22 protein-coding genes are annotated in these 26,057 nt (G+C 73.9%); 13 read left to right on the plus strand and 9 right to left on the minus strand.

What is annotated here, in order from left to right; all coding sequences use genetic code 11:
* Positions 1–130 precede the first annotated feature (130 nt).
* The 5 genes from ACI79I_RS24000 to ACI79I_RS24020 form a co-directional block, all read right to left on the minus strand.
* The gene (locus ACI79I_RS24000) at positions 131–1,633 is read right to left on the minus strand and encodes a mannitol dehydrogenase family protein (protein WP_456995021.1); all 1,503 of its coding nucleotides are present in this window, start codon (positions 1,631–1,633) and stop codon (positions 131–133) included.
* Positions 1,630–2,763 carry an ABC transporter ATP-binding protein gene (locus ACI79I_RS24005; RefSeq protein ID WP_456995023.1) on the minus strand — a complete coding sequence of 378 codons (1,134 nt, stop codon included), beginning with the start codon at positions 2,761–2,763 and terminating at the stop codon, positions 1,630–1,632. The genes ACI79I_RS24000 and ACI79I_RS24005 overlap by 4 nt, the downstream gene beginning before the upstream one ends.
* 107 nt (positions 2,764–2,870) lie before the next feature.
* On the minus strand, positions 2,871–3,764 hold the full coding sequence (locus tag ACI79I_RS24010; RefSeq protein WP_456995025.1) for a carbohydrate ABC transporter permease: 894 nt from the start codon (positions 3,762–3,764) through the stop codon (positions 2,871–2,873).
* On the minus strand, positions 3,761–4,723 hold the full coding sequence (locus ACI79I_RS24015) for a carbohydrate ABC transporter permease (RefSeq protein ID WP_456995027.1): 963 nt from the start codon (positions 4,721–4,723) through the stop codon (positions 3,761–3,763). Before ACI79I_RS24015 ends, ACI79I_RS24010 begins: the two co-directional genes overlap by 4 nt.
* Positions 4,724–4,790: 67 nt before the next feature.
* Complete coding sequence (locus tag ACI79I_RS24020; protein WP_456995029.1) at positions 4,791–6,155, minus strand: ABC transporter substrate-binding protein; 1,365 nt, start codon at positions 6,153–6,155, stop codon at positions 4,791–4,793.
* Positions 6,156–6,240: 85 nt separating this feature from the next.
* On the opposite strand from ACI79I_RS24020, the gene ACI79I_RS24025 reads away from it, so the two are divergent.
* From ACI79I_RS24025 to ACI79I_RS24055, 7 genes are all read left to right on the plus strand, one after another.
* The gene (locus ACI79I_RS24025; protein WP_456995031.1) at positions 6,241–6,444 is read left to right on the plus strand and encodes a hypothetical protein; all 204 of its coding nucleotides are present in this window, start codon (positions 6,241–6,243) and stop codon (positions 6,442–6,444) included.
* Positions 6,445–6,560: 116 nt separating this feature from the next.
* Positions 6,561–7,523, plus strand: a complete 963-nt coding sequence (locus ACI79I_RS24030; protein ID WP_456995033.1) for an MBL fold metallo-hydrolase — start codon at positions 6,561–6,563, stop codon at positions 7,521–7,523.
* Between the two features lie 8 nt (positions 7,524–7,531).
* Positions 7,532–9,130, plus strand: coding sequence for an FAD-dependent monooxygenase (locus ACI79I_RS24035; RefSeq protein WP_456995035.1), 1,599 nt, complete (start codon positions 7,532–7,534; stop codon positions 9,128–9,130).
* 11 nt (positions 9,131–9,141) lie between these two features.
* The gene (locus ACI79I_RS24040) at positions 9,142–10,347 is read left to right on the plus strand and encodes a cupin domain-containing protein (RefSeq protein ID WP_456995037.1); all 1,206 of its coding nucleotides are present in this window, start codon (positions 9,142–9,144) and stop codon (positions 10,345–10,347) included.
* Positions 10,344–11,540, plus strand: a complete 1,197-nt coding sequence (fahA, locus tag ACI79I_RS24045) for a fumarylacetoacetase (RefSeq protein ID WP_456995039.1) — start codon at positions 10,344–10,346, stop codon at positions 11,538–11,540. Before ACI79I_RS24040 ends, fahA begins: the two co-directional genes overlap by 4 nt.
* A 90-nt stretch (positions 11,541–11,630) precedes the next feature.
* Positions 11,631–13,052 carry an aldehyde dehydrogenase family protein gene (locus ACI79I_RS24050; RefSeq protein ID WP_456995041.1) on the plus strand — a complete coding sequence of 474 codons (1,422 nt, stop codon included), beginning with the start codon at positions 11,631–11,633 and terminating at the stop codon, positions 13,050–13,052.
* 115 nt (positions 13,053–13,167) lie between these two features.
* Complete coding sequence (locus ACI79I_RS24055; protein ID WP_456995043.1) at positions 13,168–13,860, plus strand: IclR family transcriptional regulator; 693 nt, start codon at positions 13,168–13,170, stop codon at positions 13,858–13,860.
* A gap of 13 nt (positions 13,861–13,873) precedes the next feature.
* Here ACI79I_RS24055 and ACI79I_RS24060 read toward each other — a convergent pair whose 3' ends face one another.
* Together ACI79I_RS24060 and ACI79I_RS24065 are read right to left on the minus strand one after the other, a co-directional pair.
* Positions 13,874–15,292 carry an amidase gene (locus ACI79I_RS24060; protein WP_456995045.1) on the minus strand — a complete coding sequence of 473 codons (1,419 nt, stop codon included), beginning with the start codon at positions 15,290–15,292 and terminating at the stop codon, positions 13,874–13,876.
* A 30-nt stretch (positions 15,293–15,322) separates the two neighbouring features.
* Positions 15,323–16,663: an MFS transporter gene (locus tag ACI79I_RS24065; protein ID WP_456995047.1), complete on the minus strand. Its 1,341-nt coding sequence runs from the start codon at positions 16,661–16,663 to the stop codon at positions 15,323–15,325.
* 118 nt (positions 16,664–16,781) lie between these two features.
* On the opposite strand from ACI79I_RS24065, the gene ACI79I_RS24070 reads away from it, so the two are divergent.
* Positions 16,782–17,795, plus strand: coding sequence for an Lrp/AsnC family transcriptional regulator (locus ACI79I_RS24070; protein ID WP_456995049.1), 1,014 nt, complete (start codon positions 16,782–16,784; stop codon positions 17,793–17,795).
* 6 nt (positions 17,796–17,801) lie between these two features.
* Here the strand turns inward: ACI79I_RS24070 and ACI79I_RS24075 are convergent, their stop codons facing one another.
* Complete coding sequence (locus ACI79I_RS24075) at positions 17,802–19,064, minus strand: MFS transporter (RefSeq protein ID WP_456995051.1); 1,263 nt, start codon at positions 19,062–19,064, stop codon at positions 17,802–17,804.
* 98 nt (positions 19,065–19,162) lie between these two features.
* Positions 19,163–19,603: a hypothetical protein gene (locus ACI79I_RS24080; RefSeq protein ID WP_456995053.1), complete on the minus strand. Its 441-nt coding sequence runs from the start codon at positions 19,601–19,603 to the stop codon at positions 19,163–19,165.
* A 41-nt stretch (positions 19,604–19,644) separates the two neighbouring features.
* On the opposite strand from ACI79I_RS24080, the gene ACI79I_RS24085 reads away from it, so the two are divergent.
* The 5 genes from ACI79I_RS24085 to ACI79I_RS24105 all read left to right on the plus strand — a co-directional run bounded on the left by ACI79I_RS24085 (position 19,645) and on the right by ACI79I_RS24105 (position 26,022).
* Positions 19,645–21,603 carry a primary-amine oxidase gene (locus ACI79I_RS24085; protein WP_456995055.1) on the plus strand — a complete coding sequence of 653 codons (1,959 nt, stop codon included), beginning with the start codon at positions 19,645–19,647 and terminating at the stop codon, positions 21,601–21,603.
* Positions 21,596–23,041, plus strand: a complete 1,446-nt coding sequence (locus ACI79I_RS24090; protein ID WP_456995057.1) for an APC family permease — start codon at positions 21,596–21,598, stop codon at positions 23,039–23,041. Before ACI79I_RS24085 ends, ACI79I_RS24090 begins: the two co-directional genes overlap by 8 nt.
* A gap of 68 nt (positions 23,042–23,109) precedes the next feature.
* Positions 23,110–23,703, plus strand: a complete 594-nt coding sequence (locus ACI79I_RS24095) for a TetR/AcrR family transcriptional regulator (protein ID WP_456995059.1) — start codon at positions 23,110–23,112, stop codon at positions 23,701–23,703.
* Between the two features lie 111 nt (positions 23,704–23,814).
* Positions 23,815–24,669: a 3-hydroxyacyl-CoA dehydrogenase family protein gene (locus ACI79I_RS24100; protein ID WP_456995061.1), complete on the plus strand. Its 855-nt coding sequence runs from the start codon at positions 23,815–23,817 to the stop codon at positions 24,667–24,669.
* Between the two features lie 27 nt (positions 24,670–24,696).
* Positions 24,697–26,022, plus strand: a complete 1,326-nt coding sequence (locus ACI79I_RS24105; RefSeq protein ID WP_456995063.1) for a cytochrome P450 — start codon at positions 24,697–24,699, stop codon at positions 26,020–26,022.
* Positions 26,023–26,057: the final 35 nt, after the last annotated feature.

The raw sequence follows: 26,057 nt of genomic DNA on the forward strand, positions 1-26,057 counted from the left end.
CCCCCCCCCCCCCCCCCGCCCCCCCCCCCCCCCCCCCCCCCCCCCCCCCCCCCCCCCCCCCCCCCCCCCCCCCCCCCCCCCCCCCCCCCCCCCCCCCCCCCCCCCCCCCCCCCGGCGTGCGGCTGCCGACCTACGGGGACGACGTCGGCAGGGCGTTCCCGACCAGGGCCTCGAGGGTGGCCCGCGCCCCGCGCTCGTGGAGGGAGGTCAGGGCGGCGAGGTAGGCGGCGGTGAACCGCCCGTCGTCCACCAGGTCGCCGAACAGGTCCCGGTCGGCGATGAAGGCCAGCGGCTCCTCGCGCTGCCGGCGGGCGTTGGCCAGCAACTGCTCGCGCCGGCGGTCGACCACCTCGATGGGCGCGCCCTGCTCGTCGACGCCCTCGGCGTACCGGGCCCACCCGGCGACGACCGCGGCCGACCGCCGGATCTCCCCGCCGGTGGCCAGGTTCTCCCTGACCACCGGGAGCAGCCACTTCGGCAGCCGCTCGGAGCCGTCGAAGGCCAGTCGCGCGAGCGTGTCGCGGATGTGCGCGTTGGAGAAGCGGGCGATCAGGTCGCGCCGGTAGTGGTCGAGGTCGATCCCGGGGACCGGGCGGAGGGTCGGCGTCGCCTCCTCCTCCATGTAGCCGAGCAGCAACCGGCCGAACAGCGGGTCCTGCGCCGCCTCGTGGACCAGCCGGTGGCCGGCCAGGTGGCCGAGGTAGGCCAGCGCCTGGTGGCTGGCGTTGAGCAGCCGCAGCTTCATCAGCTCGTAGGGCTCGACGTCGTCCACGACCTGGACGCCGGCGTCCTCCAGCGGCGGGCGCCCCAGGCCGAACCGGTCCTCGAGGACCCACTGGGTGAAGGGCTCGCACACGACCGGCCACCGGTCCTCGATGCCGAACCGCCGGACGACCTCGGTCCGGTCCGCGTCCGTGGTCGCGGGGGTGATGCGGTCGACCATCGAGTTCGGGAAGGACACCTCCCGCTCGACCCAGGCGCCCAGGTCGGGGTCGCGCAGCGTGGCGAAGGCGGCGAAGGTCCGCCGGGCGACGTCCCCGTTGTGCTGGATGTTGTCGCAGGACACGACGGTGAACGGCGCCAGCCCGCGGTCCCGCCGGCGGACCAGCGCCTCGGTGACCAGACCGAACGACGACCTCAGCGCGGCGCCGGGCCGCAGGTCCGCGACCACGTCGGGGGCCGTCGCGTCGAACTCCCCGGTCACGGCGGAGATGTTGTAGCCGCCCTCGGTCACCGTCAGGGTCACGATCCGCGTCGTCTCGGCGGCCATCTTCTCGACCACCGCGTCGGGGTCGTCGGGCGCGAGCAGGTACTCGACGATCGAGCCGATCACCCGCGGCTCGTAGGTGCCGTCCGCGTGCTTGACCACGAGGGTGTAGAGGCAGTCCTGGGCCGCCATCGCCTCGGCCATCCCGCGGTCGCCCGGCAGCACCCCGACGCCGCAGATGCCCCAGTCCTCCGCGCCGCCCCGCTGCAGGAGGTGGTCGACGTAGACGGCCTGGTGGGACCGGTGGAAGGCCCCCACGCCAAGGTGCACGATCCCGGGCCGGACCCGGGACCGGTCGTAGGTCGGCACGGGCACGGCCCCGGCCAGGGCCGGCAACGACCCCGCGGTCAGCGGCGGCACGGTCATCCCTCCCGTCGACGGCGGTCAGCCGGCAGGCGCCGGCCGGTGGACGGGGAGAAGAGGTGCTCCTTCCCCGGCTGGATGCGCAGGTGCACCCGCTCGCCCTTCGCGGGCGGGCGGGCGGGGTCCACCCGGGCGACGATGTCCTCGTTGACGTCCCCGGCGTCCTGGGCCAGTTCGGGCAGCCGCCCGTGCAGGAACGCGTCGGAGCCGAGCTCCTCCACCACGGCCACCTCGACCGGGAAGGCGCCGGCCTCGGACTCCGGGACCAGGTCGAGGGACTCCGGCCGGAAGCCGACGACGACGCTGTCGGCCCCCTCGGCGGAGAGCGCGCTCAGGGTCGCCGTCGACAGGGGGACGCGGGCGCGCCCGAGGACGGCGTGCCCGTCCTCGATCCGGAACTCGGCGATGTTCATGCCCGGGGACCCGATGAAGCCGGCGACGAAGACGTTGGCCGGCTCCTGGTAGAGCCGCAGCGGGGTGTCGCACTGCTCCAGGAGGCCGGCCCGCAGCACCGCCACCCGGTCCCCCATCGTCATCGCCTCGACCTGGTCGTGGGTCACGTAGACGGTGGTCGTGCCTAGGCGGCGCTGCAGGGCGGCGATCTGGGTCCGGGTCTGCACCCGCAGCTTGGCGTCGAGGTTGGACAGCGGCTCGTCCATGAGGAAGACCTGCGGCTGGCGCACGATGGCCCGGCCCATCGCCACGCGCTGGCGCTGGCCGCCGGAGAGGGCCTTGGGCTTGCGGTCGAGGAACGGCTCCAGGTCGAGGATCCTGGCCGCCTCGGCCACCCGGGCGCCGATCTCGTCCTTGCCCTTGCCGGCGAGCTTGAGCGCGAAGCCCATGTTGTCCGCCACGGTCATGTGCGGGTAGAGCGCGTAGCTCTGGAAGACCATGGCGATGTCCCGGTCCTTGGGCTTGACGTGCGTGACGTCCCGGTCGCCGATGCGGATGCTGCCCCGGTCGACGTCCTCCAGGCCGGCGAGCATCCGCAGGCTCGTGGACTTGCCGCAGCCGGAGGGCCCGACCAGGACGAGGAACTCGCCGTCGGCGATCTGCAGGTCCAGCGCGTCGACCGCGGGCTTCTGCGCGCCCGGGTAGATGCGGCTCGCCTTGTCGTAGGTGACGGAGGCCATCGGGTTCTCCTCGCTGGGTCCGGGGGGACGTCAGGTCTGGGGGTGGACGAGGACCTCCGCCGACGGGGGTCGCGCCGGCCGGCGGCCGGCGCTGTGGACGGCGGCCCTCACTTCACCGCGCCCAGCGACAGGCCCTGGACCAGCTTGTCCTGGGCGGCGAAGCCGGCGACGAGGACGGGCAGCGACACGACGAAGGCCGCCGCGCACATCTGGGCGAGGAACAGTCCCTGGCTGGTCACGAACCCGGTCAGGTACACCGGCGCGGTCTGCGCCACCGTCCCGGTGAGGGTCCGGGCCAGCAGCAGCTCGTTCCAGCTGAAGATGAAGCAGATCAGCGAGGTGGCGGCGATGCCCGGCAGGACGATCGGGACCACCACCTGGCGGAGGGTCCGCAGCAGCCCCGCGCCGTCCATCGCGGCCGCCTCGAGGATCTCGACGGGGACCTCGGCGAGGAACGACCGCATCATCCAGACGGCGATCGGCAGGTTCATCGAGGTGTACAGCACGATGAGCAGCCAGATGTTGTCGAGCAGCCCGCTCCACTGGGCGAACAGGTAGATGGGCAGGATGCCGGCGACCACCGGCAGCATGCGGGTGGACAGGAAGAAGAACATCACGTCGGTCCACTTGCGCACCGGCCGGATCGACAGCGCGTAGGCGGCCGGGATGGCCAGCAGCAGCACGAGGACCGTGGAGACGACGCTCGCGGTCAGCGAGTTGAGCAGCGAGGGCCAGGGGTTCGCGCCGGTGCCGAGGCCGAAGAACGTCCGGTAGCCCTCCAGGGTCAGTGGCGCGAAGACCGCGGGCGGGTTGGTGGCGGCGGCCTCCTCGCTGTGGAAGGACGTCAACACCATCCAGAGCACGGGGACCACGAACAGGAACCCGATCACCCAGGCCACCAGGCCGAGGACCAGCCCGCCGCGCGGCTTGCGCGGCCGGCGGGGTGCCCCCTCGGGCGTGCGGGTGGCGGCGACCGGGGCGACGTCGGTGACCGAGCTCATCGCACGTTCTCCTCCTGGAACAGCGTCGACACCGTCCGCAGCGCCAGGGTCGCGATGACGATCGTGCCGATCACGGTGATGACCCCTGCCGCCGAGGCCCGGCCGTAGTCGTGGGCCGTGTAGAAGACCTGGTAGATCGTGTAGGGCAGGTTCGCGGTGCCCAGGCCCCCAGAGGTGATGACGAAGACCGCGTCGAAGACCTGGACGATGTAGATCGCCCCGAGCAGCGCGCCGAGCTCCAGGTAGCGCCGCAGGTGCGGGAAGGTCAGGTAGCGGAAGACCTGCCAGCTGCTGGCACCGTCGATCCGGGCCGCCTCGATGACGTCCAGCGGCCGGCTCTGCAGCCCCGCCAGCAGGATCAGCATCATGAACGGCGTCCACTGCCAGATGAGGGCGACCTCCACCGCCACCAGGGGCGCCGTGGTGATCCAGTCCGGCTGCGGTGGGGTGTCGGAGCCGAACAGCCCCCAGATCCAGGTCAACGTGCCGTTGAGCAGGCCGTACTCGGGGTTGAACAGCGCGTGCTTCCACAGCAGCGCCGCCGCGACGGGGACGACGAGGAACGGCGTGATCATCATCGTCCGGACGACGCCCCGCCCGAGGAACTCCCGGTCCAGCAGCAGCGCGATGAGCATGCCGAGCACCAGGCTCACCAGGACGACCACCACGGTGAGCTGGATCGTGACGATGATCGCGTCCCGCGTGGTGACGTCGGTGAGCACGTCGGCGTAGTTGCTGAAGCCGGTGAAGCCGCGCTCGTCCGGGTAGTAGGCGTTCCAGTCCATGAACGAGATGACCAGCGTGCCCACGAAGGGCAACTGGGTCACCACGATCATGAAGACCAGCGCGGGGAGCAGCGGCGCCCGCCGCGCCCAGTCGGCCGAGCGGCGCAGCGCCCCGCCCGGTGGGGGCGGTGGCGTGCCGACGTCGTCGCGGTCGCGCTCGAGAGTGGTGCTCATGGCCGCTCCTCCCGGTCGGGGGAAGGTCCGGGGAGCGCGGGGCCGGTGCTCCCCGGCGGGGTGCGGGTCACCCGGTCCGCTCCTGGTAGCGCTGGGCGACGTCCTCGGCGAGCTCCTGGCCCCGGTCGAGGGCCTGGTCGACGGTCATGCGGCCGGCGATCGCCGAGCTGACGTCCTGGGAGACCTGCGTGGCGAGGTCGGGGAACTCCGGGATGCCGACGAACTGGATCCCGGGCGCCGGGCGCTCCTGCACGCCCGGGTTGTTCGGGTCCGCGGCCTCGATCGCCGCCAGGGTGGGCGCGGCGAACGCGGAGGCCTCGGCGAGGTAGTCCGGGTTGGCGTAGGTCGACGCCCGCTTGCCGGCGGGGACCTCCGACCAGCCGAGCTCCTCGCCGACGAGCTCCTCGTACTCGCGGCTGGACGCCCAGGAGATGAACTCCCAGGCCGCGTCGTGCTTCGCGCTCGCCTGCTGGATGGCCCACGACCACGCGTACAGCCAGCCGGAGCTGGCGGTCTCGACCACCGGCGCCGCGACGTAACCCATCTTGCCCCTGACCGGCGAGTCGGCGGCCTCGAGGGACCCGGCGGCCGAGGTCGCGTCGTACCACATGGCGGCGTTGCCCTGGACCACGTTGTTCAGGCACTCGGTGAAGCCGGCCTGCGGTGCACCGGTCTCGCCGTACTCGCGGACGAGGTCGACGTAGAACTGGGTGGCCTCGCGGAACCCCTCGCCGTTGACCTGTGGCTGCCAGTCCGCGGTGAACCAGGTGCCACCGAAGGTGTTGACCACGGTGGTGAGCGGGGCGAACACCTGGCCCCAGCCGGGCTGGCCGCGCAGGCAGATCCCGGCCATCCCGGGCTGGGTGCCGTCGACGGCTGCCGCGATGTCGGCGACCTCCTGCCACGTCGGGCGTTCCGGCATCTGGATGCCGGCGGCCTCCAGCACGTCGGTGCGGTACATGAGGAACGAGGACTCGCCGTAGAAGGGTTCGCCGTACAGCACGCCGTCGTCGCCGGTGAGCGAGGTGGTCAGCGGCCCGAGGACGTCGTCCTGGTCGAAGTCGGCGTCGGCCGCGACGTAGTCGTCGAGCGGGGCGATCCACCCGCTGCGGGCGTAGATGGGGACCTCGAAGTTGCTGACCGTGGCGACGTCGTACTGCCCGGCCTGGCTGGAGAACTCCTGGCTGATCTTGTCCCGGACGTCGTTCTCCGGCAGGACGGTGTAGTTCACCGTGATGCCGGTCTCGGCGGTGAAGTGTTCGGCGGTCAGCTGCTGCAGGTCGATCATCTGCGGGTTGTTGACCATCAGCACGTCGATGGTGTCGGGACCGCCCCCCGAGGGACCTCCGCCCCATCCGGCGCACCCGCCGACCCCCACCGCCACGACGCCCGCCATCGCGGCGGCGAGCACGAGCTCTCCACGTCTGTGCACGATCTCGTCCTCTCGTGGCCAGCACGGAACGGACTGCTCAGGTGAGCGCGCACATCTCCAGTCAGTGTGAGCTCGATCGCACCGCGTGCGCGCACCGGCGTCAAGAGCAGGAGACCGCGCCTCCGCCGCAGTCCGCATCGGCCTCGCCGTCGCCGGGGCGCTCGCCGCCGCGGCCTGGGCGGCCGCGGTGCTGTCCGGGGGCGAGTCGGTGCTGCCACCGGCCTTCGACGCCGTCGCGGCACACCCCGCCGCGCTCGCCGTGGTCGCCGCGAGCACGGCGGGCCTCTGAGCGGCGTTCCCCGCACGACCGACGGGGCTTGTGTCGGCCACCACAACGTCGTAGCCTCGTAGTCGATAAGCGGATCCTTAGTCCGATTATGGAACACACCGAGGGAGACCCCGCCCATGGCCGCCAAGCCCTTCGCCTCCTCCGCCGACCTCGGCGTGAAGGAGCAGACCCTCGAGGTGCTCGCCGACGGCGTGTACGCGCTCACCGCGGAAGGCGACCCCAACCTCGGCGCGATCGAGGGCGAGGACTTCCTCGTCTGCTTCGAGGCGCTGGCCACGCCGGTCGCCGCGCGCCGCTGGCTGGCCAAGCTGCGCGAGCACACCGACAAGCCGGTCCGGTACCTGGTGCTGTCGCACTACCACGCCGTCCGCGTGCTGGGCGCCAGCGCGTTCGACGCCGAGGTGATCGTCAGCTCCGAGCAGACCAAGCACCTCATCGAGGAGCGCGGCCAGCAGGACTGGGAGAGCGAGTACGGCCGGATGCCGCGGCTGTTCGAGGAGCCGGAGTCCATCCCCGGCCTGACCTGGCCGACGCTGACCTTCCGCGACAAGCTGACCATCGAGCTGGGCGGGGACCGCGGCGAGCTGGTGCTCGAGTTCCTGGGCCGCGGGCACACCGAGGGTGACATCGTGGCCTGGCTGCCCAAGCAGGGGATCGTCTTCGCCGGGGACCTGGTGGAGTCGCAGGCCGCCCTCTACACCGGCGACGCGTTCCACTTCGACTGGGCGGGCGACACCCTCGACCGGGTCAAGGCCCTGGCGGCGCAGCAGCTGGTCGGCGGTCGCGGCGCGATCGCCCGTGGCCGCGACCAGGTGGACGCCGCGATCGAGCAGACCCGCGACTTCCTGCTCACCATGCAGCGCACCGTCGGCGAGGCGCACCGCTCCGGCGGCACCCTCAAGGACGCCTTCGCCGCCACCCACGAGGCGCTGGCCCCGAAGTACGGCGCGTGGCCGATCTTCGAGCACTGCCTGCCCTTCGACGTGCAGCGGCTGTGGGACGAGTTCTCCGGCATCGAGCGCCCGGTCATCTGGACCGCCGAGCGCGACCGCCAGGTCTGGGACGAGCTGCAGGGATGAGGCCCCCCATGACATCGGACCTGCCCGTGCTGGTCGTGGGCGCCGGCCCTGTCGGCCAGACCGCCGCGCTGCTGCTGGCCCGCTGGGGGCTGCGGGTCGTCGTCCTCGACGGTCGCCCCGAGCGGGACGCGATCGGCAGCAAGGCCATCTGCCAGCAGCGCGACGTCCTCGACGTCTGGGACGCCGTGGGCGTCGGCGCCGAGGTCGCCCGCCGCGGCGTCACCTGGACGACGGCCCGCACCTTCTACCACGACACCGAGCTGTTCAGCTTCCAGTTCGCCGACCGCGGGCGGTCCCCCTTCCCGCCGTTCGTGAACATCTCCCAGTGCGAGACCGAGCAGCTGCTCGACGCGCGCATCGCCGAGCAGCCCCTCGTCGAGGTGCGCTGGGGCTCCCGGGTCGTCGGCGTCGCGCAGGACGCCGACGGCGTGACCCTCACCTGCGCGACCGCGGACGGCGACGTGGAGGTGCGCGGGTCCTACGCGGTCGCCTGCCCCGGACCGCGCAGCGACGAGCTCCGGTCGGCCCTCGGGCTCACCTTCGAGGGCGAGACCTTCGAGGACTACTTCCTCATCTGCGACATCCGCACCGACCTGCCCGGCTGGGAGACCGAGCGCCGCTTCTACTTCGACCCGGAGTGGAACCCGGGCCGCCAGGTGCTCATCCACCCCTGCCCGGACTCCACCTTCCGCATCGACTGGCAGGTGCCGCCGGACTTCGACCTCGCCGCCGAGGAGGCCTCGGGCGGGCTGGACCGGCGGATCCGCCAGGTCATCGGCGAGCGCGACTACGAGATCGTGTGGAAGTCGGTCTACCGGTTCCACTCCCGCGTGGTCGACCGCATGCGGGTCGGCCGGGTGCTCGTCGCCGGCGACGCGGCGCACCTGGTCTCCCCGTTCGGCGCGCGCGGCCTCAACTCCGGGGTGCTCGACGCCGAGAACGCCGCCTGGAAGATCGCCTTCGTGCTCCGCGGGTGGGCGCCGGACTCGCTGCTGGACAGCTACCACGACGAGCGGCACGCCGCGGCCCTGGAGAACATCGAGGTCACCGGCGCGACCATGCGGTTCCTGGTGCCCGGCAGCGACGAGGAGGCCCGGCACCGGTCCGACGTCCTGGAGCGGGCCGCGACCGACCCGGCAGCCCGGGCGCAGGTCGACTCCGGCCGGCTCGCCGAGCCGTTCTGGTACGTCGACTCCCCGCTGACCACGCCCGACCCGTCCCGCCCGTTCCCCGGCCGGCCGGCGCGCGGTGACGTCCCCGTCCCGGCACCCGGCGTCCTCGTGCCCGACTGCCCGGTCACCGTGCCGGGCCGACCGGACGTCGTCCGACTGCGCCAGCTCGCCCGCGAGGGGGTCACCGTGCTGGTCGGGGACGACGCGGACGCGCCGGCCCTGCCAGACCTCGGCGACCTGCCCGTGGCGGTGCACCGGATCCGCGACCTCGACCCCGGGCCGACGCTGCGCGAGGCGCTCGGCGCCCGGCCCGACGAGATCTGGGTGCTGCGGCCCGACGGGCACGTCGCCGCCGTCCTCACCCGTGCGGCCGACCTCGCCCCCGCGGTGGCCCGGCTGCTCGCCCGTCCTGTCCCCACCCCCGTCCCGGCCTGAGGAGGTACCCCATGGCGTTCTACCGGCAGGTGGGCAGCGTCCCGCCCAAGCGGCACACCCAGCACCGCCGTCCCGACGGCGGGCTGTACTACGAGGAGCTGGTCGGGGAGGAGGGCTTCTCCTCGGACTCCTCGCTGCTCTACCACTCCGGCGTGCCCTCGGCGATCGTCGACGCCCGCCCCTGGCAGCTGCCCGACCAGACGCTGACCCCGAACGCGCCCCTGGTGCCCCGGCACCTGAAGCTGCACGACCTGTTCCCCGGTGAGGAGCACAAGGCCACCGACCCGGTCTGCGGCCGGCGGCTGGTGCTGGGCAACGCCGACGTGCGCATCTCCTACGCCGTCTCGAGCCTGACCTCCCCCTACTACCGCAACGCGACCGGCGACGAGTGCGTCTACGTCGAGCGCGGCGCCGCGACGGTGGAGACCGTCTTCGGCGCGCTGGAGGTGGCGCAGGGCGACTACGTGGTCATCCCGCGGACCACCACCCACCGGTGGATCCCCACCGGGGAGGAGCCGCTGCGCACCTACGCGATCGAGGCCAACTCCCACATCGCGCCGCCCAAGCGGTACCTGAGCAAGTACGGGCAGTTCCTCGAGCACGCCCCCTACTGCGAGCGCGACCTGCGCGGCCCGGCCGAGCCGCTGCTGGGCGAGGGCAGCGACGTGGAGGTCTACGTCAAGCACCGTGGTCCCGGCCCCGGCGGGCTGGCCGGCACGATCCACGTCGTCCCGGAGCACCCCTTCGACGTCGTCGGCTGGGACGGGCACCTCTACCCGTACGCGTTCAACATCGCCGACTTCGAGCCGATCACCGGCCGGGTGCACCAGCCCCCGCCGGTGCACCAGGTGTTCGAGGGCAACAACTTCGTGATCTGCAACTTCGTGCCGCGCAAGGTCGACTACCACCCGCTGGCGGTGCCGGTCCCCTACTACCACTCCAACGTCGACTCCGACGAGATCATGTTCTACGTCGACGGCGACTACGAGGCCCGCAAGGGCTCGGGCATCGGCAAGGGCTCGATCTCGGTGCACCCCGGTGGGCACTCCCACGGTCCCCAGCCCGGTGCGGTGGAGCGCTCCCTCGGGGTGGAGTACTTCGACGAGACCGCGGTCATGGTCGACACCTTCCGCCCCCTCGACCTCGGCGAGGCCGGCCTGGCCGCCGACGACGGGAAGTACGCCTGGACCTGGTCGGGCCGGGGGCCGTCGGCATGACGAGCTGGCTGGACCTGCCCGCCGACACCGGCTTCGGCGTCGACAACCTCCCCTACGGCGTCTTCTCCACCCCCGGCACCGGGCCGCGGACCGGGGTCGCCGTCGGCGAGCACGTGCTCGACCTCGCCGCCGCCACCGGGGACGACGTGCACGCCACGGGCTCGCTCAACGCCTTCATGGCCCGCGGGCCGCAGGCGTGGGCGGAGCTGCGGGCGCGGCTGACCGCGTGGTTCACCGACGAGTCGCACCGCGGCACCGTCGAACCGCACCTGGTGCCGCGCGCGGAGGTGACGCTGCACCTGCCGGTGGAGGTCGCCGACTACGTCGACTTCTACAGCTCCCAGCACCACGCGGAGAACCTCGGCCGGATGTTCCGCCCCGACTCCGCGGCACTGACGCCGAACTGGAAGCACCTGCCGATCGGCTACCACGGCCGCACCGGCACCGTGGCCGTCTCGGGCACCCCCGTCGTCCGGCCGAACGGGCAGCGCAAGGCGCCGGCCGACGACGCGCCCACCTTCGGCCCGTCGCAGCGGCTGGACATCGAGGCCGAGGTCGGCTTCGTCGTCGGGACGCCGTCGCCGCTGGGCCGGCCGGTGCCGGTCAGCGCGTTCCCGGAGCACGTCTTCGGGGTGTGCCTGGTCAACGACTGGTCCGCCCGCGACATCCAGTCCTGGGAGTACGTGCCGCTGGGACCGTTTCTCGGCAAGTCGTTCCTGACCTCGATCTCTCCGTGGGTGGTCCCGCTGGCGGCGTTCGAGGCGGCGCGGGTCGCGCCGGAGCGCGACGTCCCGCTGCTGCCCTACCTCGACGACGCCGGCGCGCCCTGGGGCCTCGACATCCGCCTCGAGGTGCGGCTCAACGGGCAGCTGGTCAGCTGTCCCCCGTTCGACCTCATGTACTGGACGCCCGCCCAGCAGCTGGCGCACATGACGGTCAACGGAGCCAGCCTGCGCACCGGCGACCTGTTCGCCTCGGGCACCGTCTCCGGCCCGGCCGAGGACCAGCGCGGCTCGTTCATCGAGCTCTCCTGGGGCGGCAAGGAGCCCCTCACCCTCGCCGACGGCACCACGCGCACGTTCCTGGAGGACGGCGACGAGGTGACCATCACCGCCACCGCGCCCGGGACCGGCGGCGGCCGCATCTCCCTGGGCGAGGTGTCCGGCCGGGTCGAACCGGCACCCGCGCTCTGAGCCCCTCTCCCCGTCCGCCGGCGCCCCGCCGGCGTTCTCGTCGACCCCTGCTGGAGGACCTCGTTGACCACCCCCACCGTGTCCGCGCCCGTGACGACCACGCCGGAGACGCCCACCTACGACCGCCTGCTGGCCGCCGTCACCGACCCCGGCGGCCGTGAGGTGCGCGACCCGGCGACGGGCGAGGTCGTCGGCCGCGCTCCGGTGCGCTCCGCCGAGGACCTCGACGCCGCCGTGGCCGCCGCGCGCGCCGCGCAGCCGGCGTGGGCTGCCCGCCCCGACGCCGAGCGCATCGCCCTGCTGCTGCGCGCGGCCGACGCGGTCGAGGCGGCGGCCGAGCCGCTCGCGGAGCTGCTCTCCCGCGAGCAGGGCAAGCCGCTCAACGGCCCCAACGCCCGCTTCGAGGTCGGCGCCTGCGCCGCCTGGCTGCGCGCCACCGCCGCGACCGAGCTGCCCGTCGAGGTCGTCGTGGACGACGGCGAGACCCGCGCCGAGCTGCACCACCGGCCGGTGGGCGTGGTCGGCGCGATCGGCCCGTGGAACTGGCCGATGATGATCACCGTCTGGCAGGTGGCCCCCGCCCTGCGGATGGGCAACACCGTCGTGGTCAAGCCCTCGGAGTACACCCCGCTCTCCGTGCTGGCCCTGGTCGAGGTGCTGAACGGCGTGCTGCCCGCCGACGTGCTCACCGTCGTCGCCGGCGACCGCGAGGTGGGCGCGCGCCTGTCGACCCACCCCGACGTCGACAAGATCGTGTTCACCGGCTCCACCGCGACCGGCCAGGCCATCATCAGGAGCTCCGCCGACACGGTGAAGCGGCTGACCCTCGAGCTCGGCGGCAACGACGCCGGCATCGTGCTGCCCGACGTCGACCCGCGCGCGATCGCCGAGGGCCTGTTCTGGGGCGCCTTCATCAACACCGGCCAGACGTGCGCGGCGCTCAAGCGCCTGTACGTGCACAGCGACGTCTACGACGAGGTCTGCGACGCCCTGGTCGAGGTCGCGCGGGCCATGCCCATGGGCCGTGGCCTCGACGAGCAGAACGTGCTCGGGCCGCTGCAGAACCGCGCGCAGTACGACGTCGTCGCCCGCCTGGTCGATGCCGCGCGTGAGGCCGGCGCGAAGATCCTCCTCGGCGGCGACCCCGACCCCGACGCCCCGGGCCACTTCTACCCGACGACGATCGTGGCCGACATCGACGACGACAACCCGCTGGTGGCCGAGGAGCAGTTCGGTCCGGCGCTGCCGATCGTGCGCTACGAGGACGTCGACTCCGCGGTCGCGATGGCCAACCGGCTCGACGTCGGGCTGGGCGCCTCGGTGTGGAGCAGCGACCGGGACGCCGCGCGCGCCGTGGCCGCCCGCCTCGAGGCCGGCACCGTCTGGATCAACGCCCACGGCGGCGTGCACCCGATGGTCCCCTTCGGCGGGCACAAGAAGTCCGGGTACGGGCTGGAGTTCGGCGTCGAGGGCCTCAAGGCCGTCGCCGTGCCGCAGGTCATCAACGGCTGACGACGACGCGGCACCGCCCCCGCCTCGCCCGAGGCCGGGGCGGTGCCGCGTCGGGCCGGACCCCCACCGCGGGCGACCGTAGGGTGGGGCCGGAGGGGTCACGGGAGGGACGGCGATGGTGGCAGACGACGGCGGGGGCACGCCGCAGTCGCAGACGCTCGACCGCGGCATCCGGATCCTGGAGCACCTGGCCGCCGTCGGGACGCCGCAGCCGATCGCCGAGATCGGGCAGGCGCTGGGCCTGCACCGGTCGATCACCTACCGGCTGCTGCGCACGCTGGAGGACCACCAGCTCGTCGAGCGCGACGCCGTCGGGCACTTCTCGCTCGGGCTCGGGATGGCCGCCCTCGCCCGGGGGGTGCGGACCGGCCTGCAGGCCGCCGCGCTCCCCCGGCTCAACGACCTCGTGGCCGACCTGCGCATGACCGCGTTCCTGGTCGTGCGGACCGGCGACGAGGCGGTCACCGTGACCAGCGTCGAGCCGCACGACTCCCCCGCGCACGTCACCTACCGGCCGGGCACCCGGCACCCCGTCGGGCGGGGCGCCCCCGGCCTGGCGCTGCTCATCCCCGAGCCGCCGTCCCCCGAGGACCGGCCGGAGCTCACCGCCGCCCGCCGCACGGGCTTCGCGACCTCCCGGGGCGAGGTGATCCCCGGCATGCACTCGGTCGCCGCGCCGGTGCTCGGGCCCGACGGCGGGGCCCGCGCCGCGCTCGCCGTGGTCTACGTCGACGACACGATCGACGTGGAGCGGGTGGGTCGGGCCGTGGCGGCCGCCGCCGCGAAGGTCGCCGCCGCCCTGCGCTGACGCCCGCCGCCGGTCAGCCGTCGAGGGGCGGGCGCAGCCGGCCGTGGCCGGTGGCCTGCTCGAAGGCGTGGGCGACCTCCAGGACCCGTCGGTCCGCCCGGGGTGGCCCGACCACCTGCAGGCCCACGGGGAGCCCCTCGGGGGTGAAACCGGCCGGGACGCTCACCGCCGGGCAGCCGGTGGCCGAGACCAGCGAGCAGGAACGCATCCACTCCAGGTAGTCCCCCATCGGCCGGCCGTCGACCTGCGCGGGGTGGTCCAGGTCGACGTCGAAGGGCAGCACCTGGGTGGTCGGGGCGAGCAGCACGTCGAACTGCTCGAAGAAGCCGACCACCTGCTGGTGCAGCCGGGTGTGCGCGAGCTCCGCCCGGCCCACGTCCTCGGCGGTGAGTGCGAAGCCGCGTTCGACGTTCCACCGCACGGTCTCCTTGACCCGGTCCGGGTGCTCGCGGACCGCGTCGCCCAGCGTCGTCGCGAAGTGCCATGCCCGGAGGACGTCGAAGGTCTCCTCGGCGCCGGAGAGGTCGGGACAGGCCTCGCTGACCTCGGCACCGAGGTCCTCGAAGACCTTCCCCTGCGGGGCGAGGACGGCGGTCACGGCGGGGTCCACCGGGACGCGCCCGCCGAGGTCGGGCGCCCACGCCACCCGGAGCCCGCGCAGGTCCACGTCGAGGCTCCCGAGGAACGACGCCCCGGGCTCCTCGAGCGACAGCGGCGCCCGCGGGTCGGGCCCGGCGAGGACCGACAGCACGAGCGCCACGTCGGCGACGGTGCGCCCCATCGGGCCCTGGACGCCGAGGGTCTGCCACCCCAACCCGGTCGGCACCATCGGCACCCGGCCCGGCGTGGGTCGCAGACCGACGACGTTGCAGAAGGCCGCGGGGTTGCGCAGGGAGCCGCCCATGTCGCTGCCCTCGGCGAGCGGGACGAGGCCCGCGGCGAGCGCGGCGGCCGCTCCCCCGCTCGACCCGCCGGCGCTGCGCCGCAGGTCGTAGGGGTTGCGCGTCGGGCCGAACAGCGGGTTGGTGGTGTGCGAGCCCGCTGCCCACTCCGGGACGTTGGTCTTGCCCACCCGGACCGCGCCGGCGTCCCGGAGGCGGGCGACCACGAGTTCGTCCTCGGCCGGCACGTGGTCGGCCATCAGCGGCGACCCCCACGTCGTGCGCATCCCGGCGGTGGCGTGCGTGTCCTTGTGCGCCACCGGCAGCCCGTGCAGCGGCCCGACCGGCTCCCCGGCGGCCAGCCGCCGGTCGGCCTCGCGCGCCGCGGCGCGGGCGGCGTCGTCGTCCCGGGTGACGATCGCGTTCACCAGGGGGTCCAGCCGGTCGATCCGCGCCAGGTGCGCCTCCAGCAGCTCCTCGGCCGAGACCTCGCGGCGGCGGATCAGCGCGGCCTGCTCGACGGCGGACAGCGCGCACAGTTCGTCGGACACGGGGGTGCTCCTCTCGGGTCGGGTGGGGGCTCAGCGGAGGTCGATGCCGCGCGTCTCGCGGGTGCGCCAGACGGTGAGCAGCGTGACCACCCCGAGGAGGACGACGTAGCCGGTGAACAGGTCCTCCTGTCCGCGGCTGCCCAGCCACGTCTGGAGGTAGGGAGCCGTGCCCCCGGTCAGCGCGACGGCGATCGAGTACGGGATCGCCATGCCCGAGGCCCGGACGCGGGTCGGGAACAGCTCGGCGAACCAGGCGGGCACCATCGACGCGCTGGAGGCCATGACGACCAGCGCGAGGGACATCGCGACCCCGAGCTGCCACGCCTCGTCCTGGATCAGGGCGGTCAGTGGGAAGGCGACGACGATCGTGCCGACCGCGAAGACGACACCGTTGGGACGGCGGCCCCACCGGTCGGACAGCGCGCCCCACAGCGGCAGCACGGCGAGGAAGACGACGTTGGCCACCACCCCGGCCCACAGCGCCTGGCCGGCGTCGATGCCCTTCACGCCGATCGCGTAGGCGGGGGCCGAGACCGCCCAGGTGTAGTAGAAGACCGTCCCGCCGACGGTCAGGCCGATCACGCGCAGCGCGGCCCAGCGGTGGGCCCACACGCCGGCGAGCAGGGACGAGGACTCCCCGGCAGCCGGGCCGGCTCCCGTCGTGGCACGGGCCTTCTCCTGCTGGAAGGCGTCGGTCTCGGTCAGCGAGCGGCGCAGCCACAGGGCGTAGAGACCGAGCACCGCCCCGATCAGGAAGGGGATCCGCCAGCCCCAGGACGCCATCGCCTCCGACGACACCGTGCTGGTCAGGACGGCGCCGAGCAGCGTCGCCGCCAGCGTGCCGGTGGTGATCGCCATGTACATCGTCGAGGCCCACAGACCGCGGCGCCGGGGTGGTGCCATCTCGGCCAGGTAGGTGTGGGAGGAGCCGATCTCGCCGCCGTGCGCCAGCCCCTGCACACACCGGGCCAGGAGCAGCAGCACCGACGCCGCCACGCCGATGGTCCCGTGGGTCGGGGCGATGCCGATGACCAGGCTGCCGGCGGCGCACAGCACCATGGCGTGGGCCATCGCCGTCTTGCGGCCCCGCCGGTCGGCCAGCCACCCGAAGAGGAACCCGCCGAGCGGGCGCATGAGGAACCCGACGGCGAAGACCGCCAGCGTGGCCAGCAGGGCGGAGACGGGGTCCGTGGGCGCGAAGAACTGCGCGGCGAAGAACGGCGCGAAGATCGCGTAGACGCTCCAGTCGTACCACTCCAGGGCGTTGCCGATGCCCGTGGCGGCGAGGACCCGCCGGCGGCTCGACGTGCGGGCGGGACCCTCTACCGGCTGCCGGGGGACCCCGGCCCCGACGGTCGTGGGTGCGGCCATGACTCCTCCTGGGACGACTCGACGGCGGGGGTGCGAACTACGTCACAGAGTCCGGTCCCGGCACACACATCGGCAACGGTCTTGCCCGACCTGACGGAATCGGCCAGGCTCGTGGCCGATGACGACGATCGCGGGGCAGCCGGCCCCCCTCACCGCGCTGGACCGGCGCATCGTCGGCGCGCTGCAGGTCGACGGCCGGGCGTCCTGGCGGCAGATCGCCACGGTCCTCGGCGAACCGGAGCGCACCGTGGCCCGCCGGGGGGCCCGGCTGGTCGAGGAGGGCTGGGTGGTCGTCACCGGCCTGCCGTCACGCACGCGGATCGGCGCCGGCGACCCCTGGGTCCTGCGGGCGCAGTGCTCTCCCGGCACCACGCGCCTGGCGGCCGGGGCCCTCGCCAGGCGGCGCGACTCGATCTTCACCTACGTCGTGACCGGCGCGTCCGACGTCGTCGCGGAGGTCACCTGCCGGGACGAGCACATCGCGACGCTCACGATGGAGGAGCTCCCCGCCGTCCCCGGCCTCGGGCGGGTGAGCAGCGCCCCCGTCCTGCGCTACCACCGGACCGTCCACGACTGGATGCCCGACCTGCTCAGCCCGGCCGAGCGGGAGGCGCTGGCCCGGGACGTCCCGGACATCCGCCTCTCCGGCACCGCCCCGAGGGCGACGCTGTCCGGGGTCGACCGGCTGCTCCTGCGGGCCCTCGCGGAGGACGGACGGCGCACCAGCGACGAGTTGGCCCGGCTGTGCGGGGTGTCGGAGGCGACGGTGCGGCGGCGGGTCGAGGCCCTGCGCGCGGACGGCGTCGTCTACTTCCGCGCCGTCGTCGAACCGGCCCTGCTCGGGTTGCCGGTCGAGGCCCTGCTGTGGCTGCGCACCGCTCCCCGGCGGATCGACGAGCTGGGCCGGGCGCTGGCCACGGCGTCGTCGGTCCGGTACGCCGCGGAGCTCGCCGGCGACTGGTCCTTCCTCGTCGACGTGACCGCCCCCGACAAGGCCGCGCTCCGGGACCTGGTCACGGCGTCGCCCTGGTCGGCGCACGTGGAGGCGCTGGAGGTGTCGGTCGTCGTCGAGTCGCTCAAGCGCAGCGCCGTGCTCTCCTCCCGGCTGCGGGACACCGACGACCCCGACTGACCAGGGTCACAGGCCTCCCGGGGACTGCCGGTGCCTCCCCGGCGCGCCGAGCGGTCTCTCCAGCCGCCGGTAGGCCAGCCCTCCGAGCAGGGCCAGGACGGCGAGACAGGACAGCGTCGCCGGACGCCCCGCCCACGAGGCCACGGCCGCGTCGACCGCGACCGCCAGGGGCGGGCCCACGAGCTGGCCGACGCTCGAGCCCTGCATCAGCAGGCCCACGGCCGCTCCCGCCGACGAGGTGCTGGCGGACATCGCGGCGACGCCGCTGAAGGCGGCGGCCGGGACGAGACCCGCGGTCGAGGAGAAGGCCAGGGCCGAGGCGATGCGCGCCCACAACGGCAGTCCGGCGTCCAGGACCCCCCACACGGTTCCGGCCATGCACGCGCTGCCGCCCACGAGCAGCCACCCGCGGCGCACCCCCCGGTGGAGCAGGACGGCCCCGAGCACGTTGCCGGGGGCGTTCACCAGGAAGACCAGGGCGCTCACGACCCCCGCGGACGCCAGCGACAGTCCGCCGTCGGCGACGAGGACGGCCGGCAGCAGCCCGACGACCGCGAGGTACTGCCCGGCGTAGAGCCCGAAGACCGCCGCGAGGCAGAGGACCCCCGGCGAGCGGACCGCTCGTGCCAGACCGCCGGCGGCACGCTGACGGGCACCGGTCGCAGGGACCCACCGGGCCACGGCGAGCAGGACGCAGGCGGACACGCCCGCGTCGACCAGCCAGGTGCCCCGCCACCCCACGAGCGCGACGCCACCGGACACGAGCAGCGTGGCCAGCCCGGCACCGACGGGCATGTAGGCACCCCAGGCGCCCACGACCAGCCGGCGGCGCTCCGGAGCGGACACCTCGGGCAGCACGGCGGGCGCGGCGAGGACGACCAGGACCAGCCCCAGCCCCTCGGCGGCCCGGGCGGTCAGCAGCCACGCGCCGGACGGGACGACCGCCCCTCCGGCGCTGGCCAGCACGATCGCGAGCAACCCGAGCAGCACCTGCCGGCGGAACCCGATCGCCTGCCCGAGCCACCCCAGGACGGCGCCCAGCACAGCGCCGATGGCGCTGACCAGGGAGAGGAACCACGCCGCCGCAGCGGGACTGAGACCGAACTCGTCCTGGAGCACGGGCAGCGCGGCGGACGCCTTGCCGATCTGCGCCGCGGCGACCACCCCGGCGGCCATCAGGCTCAGCACGGCCGCCCAGCGGGTCGTCTCCCCGGAGCCCTGACCGGCGACCGCCCCTCCCGGCGTGGACCCGCCCGATCGCGACGCCACCACCCCACCCCCCCGTGCCCCGACCCGGCCCTCCTCTGTACCGGGTGCACGGGCGGAGCGCCGTGCCGGGGGTCACCCGCGACGCGGGCGAGGACCGGTCACCGCACCGTCCGAGGGGCCCGGGCACCGAGCACCAGCGCCCACACGGCCAGCGCGAGCCCGCAGGCGGCGACCGCGACCATCGCCGCGCCGACCACCGACGACGTCGCGCCGTGCCCACCCGCGCCGTGCCCGCCCGCGACCCAGGGGTGGGCGACGAGCATGGCCGCCGACACGACCGCCATCTGCACCCACGTCCGCCGACGGGGCAGCAGCGCGAGGTGCAGGGCGCACGGCAGGCAGGCCATCCCCATCCCCGCGAGCACGAGCAGGTGAGCCGGAGGGGCCGCCGTGCTCCCGGCCAGTGCCAGGACGTGCAGCCCGGCGGACGCCACCGCCACGAGCACCGCGCACCAGCGCACCGGCGCCGACCGTCGCGCCCACTCCGCACGGAGAACACGGGCTTCACATATCGAGACGCCGGCTGTAACTTGGGTCACGCCGTCTTTCTACACCCGTAGAACCAAAACTGGGAGCCCCCATGGCAGCGGACACGACCGCACCCACGATCACCCACCCGCTCGAGCAGCTCACCGCGGCGGAGGTCACCACGGCCCGCGAGGTCCTCGAGGCCGCCGGTCGGGTCGCCGACTCGACGCGGTTCGTCTACGTCGGGCTGGAGGAGCCGGCGAAGTCGGCGCTGTACGCCGCCGACACCGTCCCCGACCGCCGGGTGCGGGTGCTGCTGCACGACGTCGCCCGGCCCGACGCCCGCGACGTCGTCGTCTCGCTGACGCAGCGGGAGATCGTCTCCGACCGGGCCCTCGACGCCGCCACCGACGGTCAGCTGCCGGTGCTGGACGAGGAGTTCGCACTGGTGGAGGAGGTCCTCACCACCGACGAGCGGTGGCTGGCCGCGCTGGCCGCACGCGGCCTCGACGTCGCCGACGTCCGGGTGGCCCCGCTGTCGGCCGGTGTCTTCGAGTACCCGGAGGAGGAGGGCCGGCGGATCCTGCGCGGGCTGGCCTTCCGGCAGGACTCCCCCGAGGACCACCCCTGGGCGCACCCCATCGACGGGCTGGTGGCCTACGTCGACGTCATGGCCAAGACCGTCGACCAGGTCATCGACCTGGGCCCGGTGCCGGTCCCCGAGGAGCACGGCAACTTCACCGACCCCTCCCTCACCGGCCCGCTGCGGACCACGCAGAAGCCGATCGAGATCACCCAGCCCGAGGGCCCGAGCTTCACCCTCGAGGGCAACCTGCTCACCTGGGAGAAGTGGCAGCTGCGGGTCGGGTTCGACGCCCGCGAGGGGCTGACGCTGCACCAGATCGGCTTCGAGGACGGCGGCCGGCTGCGGCGGATCATCCACCGCGCCTCGATCGCCGAGATGGTCGTCCCCTACGCCGACCCCTCCCCCGTCCGGTCCTGGCAGAACTACTTCGACACCGGCGAGTACCTCGTCGGCCGCTACGCCAACGCCCTCGAGCTGGGCTGCGACTGCCTCGGCGACATCACCTACATGGACGCCGTCATCGCCGACGAGCGGGGCAACCCGCAGGTGCTCCGCAACGCGATCTGCATGCACGAGGAGGACTTCGGGATCCTCTGGAAGCACACCGACCTGTGGGCCGGTTCGGCCGAGACCCGCCGGCAGCGCCGCATGGTGATCAGCTTCTTCACCACGATCGGCAACTACGACTACGGCTTCTACTGGTACCTCTACCTCGACGGCACGATCGGGTTCGAGGTCAAGGCCACCGGCATCGTGTTCACCTCGGCCCACCCCGGCGAGGGCCACCCCTACGCGTCCCAGATCGCGCCCGGGCTCGGCGCCCCCTACCACCAGCACCTGTTCAGCGCCCGGCTGGACATGGCGCTCGACGGCCCCACCAACACCGTCGAGGAGCTGGACTTCGTCCGCGTCCCCATGGGGCCGGACAACCCGCGGGGCAACGCCTTCACCCAGCGGCGGACGACGCTGCGCCGCGAGTCCGAGGCCCAGCGCCTGGCCGACCAGTCGGTGGGCCGCGTCTGGCACATCAGCAACCCGAACAGCCGCAACCGCCTCGGCGAGCCGGTGGCCTACGCCCTCCTGCCGGAGGGGCAGCCGGTGCTGCTGGCCGACGACGACAGCTCCATCGCCCGGCGGGCCACCTTCGCCACCAAGCACCTGTGGGTGACCGCCTACGACCCGGCCGAGCGCTACGCCGCCGGCGACTTCGTCAACCAGCACAAGGGTGGCGCCGGCCTGCCGCAGTACGTGGCCGCCGACCGGGACGTCGAGGGCACCGACGTCGTCGTCTGGCACACCTTCGGCCTCACCCACGTCCCCCGGCCCGAGGACTGGCCGATCATGCCCGTCGACCACACCGGCTTCCGGCTCAAGCCGGTCGGGTTCTTCGACCGCAACCCCACCCTCGACGTGCCCCCGAACGCGAGCGCCCACTGCCAGTCGCGGACCGCGGGCTCCACCGAGGGCGGTTGCTGCCATGAGTGAGCTCTCCGCGGCCGCGCCCGCCACCGACACGGCCGCGCCTCCTGACGGGACCGGCCGGGGCCTGCGCGGCTCCATCGGCGTCGTCGGCATCGTCTTCCTGGTCGTCGCCGCGGCCGCGCCGCTGACCTCGATCGGCGGCGCCCTGCCGGTCATGCTCGCGATCGGCAACGGGCCGGGCAGCCCGATGGCCTACGTGGTCGCCGCCGTCGTCCTGCTGCTGTTCAGCGTCGGCTACGCGGCGATGAGCCGGCACGTCGTCGACGCCGGCGCCTTCTACGCCTACGTCAGCAAGGGGCTCGGCACGCCGGTGGGCGTCGGCGCCGCCGGGCTGGCCCTGCTCACCTACACCGCCATCCAGGCGGCGATCTACGGGTTGGCCGGCGCCACCGCGCAGGGCCTGGTCGTGCAGTACGGCGGCCCGGACCTGCCGTGGTGGGTCTGGTCGCTGGTGCTCATGGCGGTCGTCGGCGTGCTGGGCTACCGCAACATCGACGTGGGCGCCAAGGTCCTCGGCGTCCTGCTGACCCTGGAGATCGGCGTCATCGCCGTCGTCGCCGTCGCGGTGCTGGCGCAGGGCGGCGCCGACGGGATCGACGTGCGGTCGTTCGCCCCGTCGGAGTTCTTCTCGGGCGCACCCGGCATCAGCATCATGTTCGCGATCGCCTCGTTCATCGGCTTCGAGGCCACGGCGATCTACGGCGAGGAGGCGCGCAACCCGCGGCGGACGGTCCCCCTGGCCACGTACGCGGCGGTGGTCCTCATCGGCGGGTTCTACGCCCTGGCCAGCTGGGCGGTCGTCCTGGCGTTCGGCACCGACGGCGTGGTCGCCGCGGCCCAGGCCGACACCGCGGGGCTGGTCTTCTCGGCGACGGCCGAGTACCTGAGCCCCGCCGTCGCCGACGCGATGGTGGTCCTCCTGCTGACCAGCCTCTTCGCCGCGCTGCTGGCGTTCCACAACGCCATCTCGCGGTACCTGTTCGCGCTGGGCCGGCAGGGCATGGCGCCCGGCGGGCTCGGCCGGACGCACGCCCGCCACGCCTCCCCGCACGTCGGCTCGCTGGCGCAGACCGCGACGGCGTTCCTGGTGGTGGCCGTCTTCGCCGTGGCCGGGTCGGACCCGGTCCTGCAGCTGTTCACCTGGATGTCGGGCCTGGCGACGGTCAGCGTGCTGCTGCTGATGGTGCTCACCAGCGTGGCGGTGCTGGCCTTCTTCGCCCGCAGCCGGGTGGACCGCCGCGTCTGGCACACCCGCGTCGCCCCGGCGCTGGGCACGCTGGGCCTGCTGGGCACCGTCGCGCTCGTGCTGGCCAACTTCACCACGCTGATCAGCGGGGACGCCGTCCTCGCCACGGTGCTGCTGGTGGTCATCGCCGTCGCGTTCGCGCTCGGCGTGGGCGTGGCCCTGGCGCGCCGGCCGCGGCCGGTCACCGACCGCTGATCCCGGCCCGGGCTCCCGTCCTCCCATCGGTCAGACTCGACCGTCGACGACGAGGGGACGGGAGCCCGGTGCCGAAGCTGGTGGACCACGAGGCCAAGCGCCGCGAGATCCTCGAGGTGACCTGGCGGCTGATGGCCACGCAGGGGGCCGACGCCGCGACCATGCGGGAGATCGCCCGCGCCGCGGGGTACGCCAACGGCGCCCTGGCGTACTACTTCGCGAACAAGAACGAGCTGATCGAGGCCGCCTACGTCTACGTCTTCGACCGCACCAACGACCGGATCCGGGCGGCGGTCGAGGGCAGGCGGGGCGTGGCGGCACTGCGCGCCTTCCTGGTCGAGGTGCTGCCGACCACGGAGGTCACCCTGCTCGAGGCGCGGATCGTGCTGCCGTTCTGGAGCCGCACGGTCACCGACGAGCGCCTCGCCAGCATCAGCGACACCGCCATGCAGACCTGGCGCCGCGACCTGTGCGCCCTGCTCGCCCAGGGCCGGGAGGACGGCGACGTCACCGTGACCACCCCGGACGACGTCCTCGCCGAGCAGCTGCTCGCCATGGCCATGGGCCTGCAGGTCCTCGCCCTGCTCCCCACGGCGCCCACCTCCGGCGACACCCAGCTGCGGATGCTCGACGAGCACCTGACCCGGCTCCGCGCCGGCTGACGTCCCGGCCGCGGGGGTTGCCCGGGACCTCGGCGGTGCGCCAGACTTCCCGGGTCAATAACTGAACGAACGGTCGGGAACTCGGCGCCCCGTCGCCGACGAGGAGGACACATGACCACCGTCCCCACCCGGGTGGGCGTCATCGGCGGTGGCCGCATGGGCGCCGGGATCGCCCAGGCCTTCCTCACGGCGGGCGCGCAGGTCGCCGTGGTGGAGGCCGGCGAGGAGGCGGCGGAGGCCGCCCGGGGGCGCGTCGCCGACGGCCTGGCCGAGGCGGCCCGGCGGGGCAAGCTCGACGGGGACGTCGGGACCGTCCTCGGCCGGCTGACCCTGCTGGACTCCGCCGCCGAGCTCGACGCGGCCACCGGCCTGGTGGTGGAGGCCGTTCCCGAGCGGGCCGACCTCAAGGCCGAGGTGCTGCGGGCCGCCGAGTCCGCTGTCGGGCCCGACGCCGTCCTGGCCACCAACACCAGCTCCCTGTCGGTGACCGAGCTGGCCGCCGCGCTGGAGCGCCCGGCCCGTTTCCTGGGCCTGCACTTCTTCAACCCGGTGCCGGCGTCGAGGCTGGTGGAGGTCGTGGTCGCCCGGGAGACCGACCCGGACCTCATCGGGACGGCCAGCGGCTGGGTACGGGCCCTCGGCAAGACCGACGTCGTGGTCAAGGACTCCCCCGGCTTCGCCTCCTCGCGGCTGGGCGTCCTGCTGGGCCTGGAGGCCATCCGGATGCTCGAGGAGGGCGTCGCCGACGCCGAGGCCATCGACACCGCGATGGAGCTGGGCTACCGCCACCCGATGGGCCCGCTGCGCTCGACCGACCTGGTCGGCCTCGACGTCCGGCTGGCGATCGCCGAGTACCTGCACCGCACGCTCGGCGAGCGGTTCGCCCCGCCGCAGCTGCTCCGCGACAAGGTGGCCGCCGGCGAGCTCGGTCGCAAGACCGGCAAGGGCTTCCACACCTACCCCTGACCCCGCACCCCTGACCCAGGAGCCGACATGGCCTCAGCGGCGCTGGACACCGCCGTCCTCGTCGACCCGGCGACCTACCAGGACGGGCCGCCCTTCGCGCTGCTGCGCCGGCTGCGGTCCGAGACCCCGGTGACCTGGGTCGAGGAGCCGGCCCTGCACGGCCAGCCGGCCGGCCCCGGCTTCTGGCTGGTGCTGCGGCACGCCGACGTCGAGCGGGTGCTCAAGGACCCGGCCACCTTCTCCTCCTGGCTGGGCGCCACCCAGGTCCGCGACGCCGCCGACCTGGCCTGGGTGCGCCGGATGATGCTCAACATGGACCCGCCGGACCACTCCCGGCTGCGGCGGCTGCTCACCCGGTCGTTCACCCCGCGGGCGGTCGCCGCGCTGACCGCCTCGATCGAGGCCACCGCGGCGCGCCTGGTCGACCGCATGGTGGACGGCGCGGCCGAGGGGCGGTGCGACTTCGCCAAGGACGTCGCCGCCGACCTCCCGCTGCTCACCCTCGCCGACGTCCTCGGTGTGCCCGCCGAGGACCGCTGGCTGATGTTCGACTGGTCCAACCGGGTGATCGGCTGGCAGGACCCCGACTACGCCACCTCGTCGGCCTTCGACGGCACCGGCGGGACGGCGATGGCCCGGGCGGCGGTCGCACTGCGCCCGGCGCCCGGCCCGGACGGGCGGATGCCCGACCCCCGCACCCGCGCCGGCATGCCCGACCTCTACGAGTACGCCCGGCTGCTGGCCGAGGAGAAGCGCCGCTCCCCCGGGTCCGACGTCATGTCGATCCTGCTGGCCCAGGTCGACGAGGACGGCGGTCAGGTCAGCGACGCCGAGTTCGAGAACATGTTCTGGCTGTTCGCCGTCGCCGGGAACGAGACCCTGCGCAACGGCCTGCCGGGCGGGCTCATCGCGCTGCTGCAGCACCCCGCGGCGCTGGCCGCGCTGCGCGCCGACCCCTCACTGCTGCCCGGCGCGGTCGAGGAGATGCTGCGCTGGTGGACGCCGGTGATGGTGTTCCGCCGCACCACGACCACCGACGTCGACCTCGCCGGGCAGCGCATCCGCGCCGGGGACAAGGTCGTCGTCTCGTTCACCTCCGCGAACCGGGACGACGCCGTCTTCGCCGACCCCGACGCGTTCGACGTCCGCCGCCGACCCAACCCGCACCTGACCTTCGGGCACGGGCCGCACTTCTGCCTGGGCGCCCAGCTGGCCCGGGTGCAGATGCGGACGCTGTTCGCCGAGCTGCTCCGCCGAACGAGCACGATCGAGCCCGACGGGTCGCCGGCGCTGCTGCGGTCGAACTTCCAGCGCGGCGTCAAGCGCCTGCCGATCCGCTGGACCGCCGCCTAGCGGAGTGTGGGAGGCGAGGATTCCTCGCCTCCCAC

It is taken from the genome of Geodermatophilus sp. SYSU D01105, assembly GCF_054050095.1.